The sequence below is a fragment of the Micromonospora sp. NPDC004704 genome (genome assembly GCF_053601675.1).
This window is the reverse complement of record NZ_JBSGCD010000010.1, coordinates 89,670-95,624: the sequence shown is the minus strand read 5'-3', so window position 1 is coordinate 95,624 and position 5,955 is coordinate 89,670. Positions and strand designations below refer to the sequence as shown.

The window sequence follows — 5,955 nt, the reverse complement described above, 5'->3', positions numbered from 1 at the left end:
CGCAGCCCTCCTCCGGGTCTCGGTGTCAGTCACGGGTCGCGAGCTGCAGGTGCAGCAGGGAGGAGGTGAGCGGCTCGCTGGCGGGCTCCGACGGCGGGGCACCGGCCTCACCGTCGAGCCACAGCCGCCGGCGGCGGAACACCGGGCGGGGCAGCGGCGCGCGGCGGGCCGCCACGGGCGGGGCCGCGCTCATGACGAGGTGGGCGTTGGTGCCACCGAGCCCGAAGGAGCTGACCCCGGCGACGCGTTCCCGCCCCGCGGGCCAGGCGACCGCCTCGGTTGTCGGGTGCAGCGGCGAGCTGCCGAAGTCGAACCGGGGGTTGGGGGTTTCGCAGAACAGCGTCGGCGGGATCATGCCGTGCTCCAGGGCGAGCGCCGCCTTCAACATCCCGGCCATCCCGGCGGCGCTGAGGAGGTGGCCGAGGTTCGACTTCACGCTGCCGATCTCGATCCGTCCGGTCGGCTGGTCACCGAAGACCTCGTTGAGCGCGCGCAGTTCGATCGGGTCGCCGATGAGCGTGCCGGTGCCGTGGGCCTCCAGCATCGTGATGTCGCCCGGTGACCGACCGGCGGCGGCGAGCGCCTGGCGGACGACGTCGGCCTGCGCGGCGGGGTTCGGGGTGGTGACACCCATCGTGTGGCCGTCGTTGTTGACCGCGACACCGTCGATGACGGCGTGGATCCGATCGCCGTCGGCGAGTGCGGCCGCGAGCGGTTTGAGCAGGACGACGCCGCAGCCCTCACCGGGCACGAACCCGTCGGCACGCTCGTCGAACGTCCAGCACCGGCCGGTCGGGGACAGCGCCCGCGCGGCACTCAGGTCGAGATAGGCTTCCTGGTCGAGCAGCACCTCGACCCCGCCGGCGACGGCGAGCTCCGACTCCCCCGCCAGCAGGCTGCGGCAGGCCGCCTGCACCGCGAGGAGCGACGACGAGCAGGCGCTGTCGATGACCAGGTTGGGGCCGCGCAGGTCGAACTGGTGCGCGACGCGGGCGGCGATGAAGTTCTGGTCGGACCGCAGTACGTCGGCACGGACCGGTACCCGCCGGCCGTAGTCGGACAGTCGGGCGCCGGCGACCACGGCGACCCGTCGGCCCCGCAGCTCGGCCGGTTCGTAGCCCGCCTCCGCGAAACACTCGGCGGTGCCCTCCAGGAACATCCGGATCGCCGGGTCGAGGCAGCGGGCCTCGTCGTCGCCCATGCCGAAGAACTCGGGGTCGAACCACTCGATGTCCTCGACGAACCCGCCCCACTTGCTGATCGAGCGACCGAGCGCCGGCTCCGGCGACCACCAGCGGCGATGGTCCCACCGCTCGCGCGGCACCTCGGCGACGGCGCAGCGCCCGTGCAGCAGGTTGTCCCACAGGCCTGTGACGTCGGTGGCACCGGGGAACCGGCAGGCCATCCCGATCACCGCGATCCGCCCGTCCACACCGGCCCGGGGCGACTCGGCCGTCCGCACCGAGGCCGGTGCGGTCCGCGGCACAGCCGACGGGACCACGGGCTGCGGCACCACAGGCGACGGCAACACGGGCTGCGGGACCACGGGCTGCTCGGCCTGGATCCCGAGATGGGCGGTGAGCCGCTCGAGGGTCGGGTGCAGCAGCAGCGTCGCGGGATCGAGGTGGGTACCCAGCCTCTCCTCGATGCGTACGAGCAGCTCACCGAGGAGCACCGAGTCGACGCCGAGGTCGCCGAACTCGATCGTCGGGTCGAGGTCCCGCTCGGGGATGCCGAGCGCGTTCGAGAAGACCGTCACCAGCCACCCCGGCACAGCCGTCACGGGCGTGGGCGGCACGGCAACGGGTGGCACGGGGGCCGGTGGCATGAGGGCCGGTGGCACGGGCGCGGGCGCGTCGGGCTCGGGAAGACGTTCGGTGGCCGCTTCGGGGGCGGGCTCGGCCGGGCGAAGGCGCAGCAGGGCGTCCGGGTCGGGGGCGGCGCCCAACGGTGGGCAGGGCAGGATCACCGCACCGGTCGGCAGGGCGAGCACCCGGTCAAGAACGCGCAGGCCGGCGGCGTCATCGAGCGGGGCGATGCCGGCCGGGGCACACGGGTTCGGGCGGCCACTGGTCGACCCGGTCTGCGCCCACTGCGGCCAGTCCACCGAGCGGAACCCGGTACGACCCGCGGCCAGTTCGGCGCGGACGAGTTCGTCCACGGCGATGTTCGCGGCGGCGTAGTCGGTGACCCCGGCGGCCAGCGCGGTGACCGTGGCGCAGACCGAGGAGAAGGTCAGGAAGAAGTCGAGACGGTCGGCGGCGAGCAGTCGGGCCAGGGACTCGAACCCGTCGAGCTTCGGCGCCATGACCGCGCGTACGTCCGCGAGGTCCTTGTGCACGAACGCCGGGCTGCCCTGACTCTCCACGCCCGCGCAGTGCACCACTCCGCGCAGGGGGCCGAGTTCGGCGCGGGCCCGTTCGAGGAACCCGTCGATGTTGTCGAATCCGCCGGTGTGCAGCAGCACCCGTACGCCCAGGGCACGCAGGTCGTCGACGGTTCCGGCGGCTTCCCGGACGCCGACCAGCGCGATCGCGCGGGCTCCGTGGTCGCTGAGGTGCCGGGCGACGAGGGCACCGATGCCACGCGTCCCGCCGGTCACCAGGTAGGCGCCGGCCGGGTCGCACCGCAGCGGGACATGGGGGGCCGCCACGGGCTCCAGCCGCGGCCGGTGCCGCCGGCCCTCGACGTAGCGAACCTCGCCGTACGGATCGGGGCGCCCCCATTCGGCCCGGACCTGCGCCGCGAGCGCGTCATGGTCAGCGGACAGTCGGTCGGTGTACAGGACGGTGGCGGTGACTCGGGTGTACTCGGCGCCGAGGGCCTTGACGAACCCGGCCGTCCGCACGTCCCCGGCCGCCACCTCCAGCACGCGCAACGGCGTACGGGGACGTTCGGCGAGCAGCCGTTGCAGCACCCGTACCCTGGTTTCCCAGCCGATGCCGCCGGGGAGTCCGACAAGGCCGCCCACGTCGGGGTTGCGCGCCAGCACCGCGGCCAGGTCCGCCGGGTCGAGCACGGCGACACCGCCGAGCCGTGCGACGAGGTCCGGGCTCCCGCCGACGCACAGCATCGCGCCCGACACCGGGTGCCCGGCCGGGTCGGGCCCCGGATCGGGCTGCCAGATCCTGGTGTACAGCGGCGTCTCGGGCGGAGCCGCGACGGCCGGCGCGGCCTCCGGCAGCCAGCAGCGAACACGGGCGAACGGGTACGCGGGCAGATCGACGATGACCCGGCCCGGCCCGTGGAGCGCCGCCCAGTCGACGGTCCCGCCCACGACCCAGTGCCGGCCGAGGTCGGTGAGCGTGGCTCCGGCGGGCAGAACCGAGGCCGGGTCCGGGGCGGCGGGTGCCCGGCCGAGCAGCACGCCGGGGTCGGTACGGTACCGGGTGAGCCGTTCGCACAGCGTGTCGACGTCCTCGGCGACCACCGCGAGCCGCTGCCGCAACGGTTCCCGGCCGACCTGCAGGGTGTGGGCGATGTCGGCGAGTGCCGGTCCGCCGCCTGCGAGCAGGGCGGCGGCGTGGTCGGCGGCCGGCTCGGCGAGCGTGCCCGCCGCGATCCGGCGCAGTGCGTCGATGAGCTGTCCGGAGGTCGGCTCCCGGTCCCGGCGCAGGTGTGCGACGAGCCGCCGGACGACCTCGTCGAGGCGGTTCTCGTCGTAGGCGGACAGGACGACGAGCTGTGGGCCCGCCGGTGCCGTGTCCCGGGCGCGGGCCGGCGGTGCGGCGACGACCGCGTGCGCGATGGTCCCACCCGCGCCGAACGAGCTGATGCCCGCGACCCGGGATCCGCTCCACTCGGCGCGTTGCCGCTGGACCCGGAACGGCACGGCGTCCCAGGCGATGTTCGGGTTGAGGTCGTCGGCGTGCAGCGACGGCGCCAGGGTGCCGTGGCGGAGTTGGAGGATCACCTTGGTGAGGCCGGCCATCCCGGCCGCGGCCTCGGTGTGCCCGATGGTCGACTTCACCGACCCGATCGGGATGCCACCGGGTGGCAGGTCGGCGCCGGCCGCTTCCCGGTACGCGCGGCTCAACCCCTCGATCTCGACCGGGTCGCCGAGAGCGGTGCCCGCCCCGTGTGCCTCGACGTAGCCGATCTCGTCGGGCCGGGTCCGGGCGTCGCGCAGCGCCCGGCGTACCACGTCGGCCTGCGCGACCGGGCTCGGCACGATGTACCCGTTGGTCCGGCCGGCGTGCACGACCGCGGTTCCCCGGATCACCGCGTGCACCGGGTCGCCGTCGGCGAGCGCGCGGTGCAGGGGCTTGAGCACCAGCGCACCAACCCCCTCGGCCGGCACGAAACCGTCGCCGCCCGCGCCGAAGCTGCGGCTGCGCCGGTCGCTCGCGGTGAGCTTCATCCGCTGCTGCTGGATGAACTTGTTCGGGTGCAGGGACAGGCTCACGCCCCCGGTGATCGCCAGCTCGGCCTCGCCGTACCGCAGGCTCCGTACGGCCAGGTCGAGCGCGACGAGCGCCGAGGAGCACATGGTGTCGACGGTCAGGCTGGGGCCGTGCAGGTCGAAGAAGTACGACACCCGGTTGGCGATGCCGCCGAGTGTCGCGCCGGAGTCCTGCGGGGAGCCCAGGAGCGTCTGCTCGGCCCCGAACAACGGGTACTCGTTCCACATCGCACCGGCGTACACGGCGACCGACGAGTGGTGCCGCTCCCGCAGCCGGGCGCGGGTGTACCCGGCGTCCTCCAGCGCCGCCCAGGTCACCTCGAGGAACAACCGCTCCTGCGGGTCCATCAGGGCGGCGTCGCGGGGGGTGATGCCGAACAACAGCGGATCGAAGCAGTCGACCTGGTCGAGGTACCCGCCCTCCATCAGGTGGGTCGGCCACCCCGGGCGGGCCCGCTGCGCGGGATGCGGGGTGACGCAGTCGCGACCGTTGACGAGGTTGTCCCAGAACGCTTCCAGGTCGGGGGAGCCGGGGTATCTTCCGGCGAGGCCGATGACGGCGATCTCCTGCTCGCCGACACTCCCCTGCGCCGACCGGGTCGGGGCAGCGACCTCGGAGGTGGCGGCCTCGCGGGTGGGGGCGTCGTGGGTGGCGGCCTCGGAGGCGGCGGTGCGGGTGGCCGGGGGCGGGGCGGCGGTCGGCCCTGCGGCCTCACCCGGCGCGGTACGGCCCGCAGCGGCAAGCGCGGCGGCGACGGCGGCGAGCGACGCGTGCTCGAAGAACAGGGTTCGGGACCGCTCACCGAGATCGTCCGCGATCCGGGCATTCAGCAGCGTGATGAGGTACGACGAGAGGCCCTGGTCGACGAGCGGCACCCGAAGGTCCACCGCGTCGACCGGCAGTCCCGAGACGGTGGCGTACAGCTCGGTGAGATAGCCCTCCAGCGACGCGGACCCGGCCGCCTCCACCGGTTGCGGCACGGGAGGTTCGGATCCGAACGGATAGCCCGGCAGCGGCACCCGCGGGCGCGGCTGCGGCCAGTACCGCTGCCAGTCGACCCGTCCACCGGCGACCCACACCACGGCGGCGTCCGCGTCGGTCGGCGGCTCGGGAACGGACGGCGCGTTCGACGGTACGGCGACGTCGTACAGGACACCGTCGCGGGTCTCGTTCCGCAGGAAGGCGGTGAGCCCGTCGACGAGCCCGTCGACGTCCTCGCACCGCACGGCGAGCCGGTGCGGCAACGGCATCCGGCCGACCTGCGAGGTGTACGCCACGTCCGCGAGGTCGGGCCGCTGGCCGGAGACGGCGAGGTGCTCGCGCAGCCGGTCGGCGGATCGGCGCAGCTGTGCGTGGCCGGACGCCGAGAGGAGAACGGCATGGGATCGAACGGTTCGTTGCGTCACGGCACCTGCCCGGGTGGGAAGGGTTTCCGGCCCGGAGGTCCGGGCCCGAGCCAAACGCTAGGCAGCCGCGCCCCGCCCGCCTGCTCAACAATGAGCAAGCCAACGGCTTCGGTCGGTAGCTCAACCGTGAGCAGACACGGCGTGGC

At 74.2% G+C, this 5,955-nt stretch carries 1 protein-coding gene; it reads right to left on the bottom strand.

What is annotated here, in order from left to right; translation table 11 throughout:
• Positions 1-25: 25 nt before the first annotated feature.
• Positions 26-5,809 carry an SDR family NAD(P)-dependent oxidoreductase gene (locus ACWEFB_RS16525; protein WP_452286222.1) on the bottom strand — a complete coding sequence of 1,928 codons (5,784 nt, stop codon included), beginning with the start codon at positions 5,807-5,809 and terminating at the stop codon, positions 26-28.
• Positions 5,810-5,955: the final 146 nt, after the last annotated feature.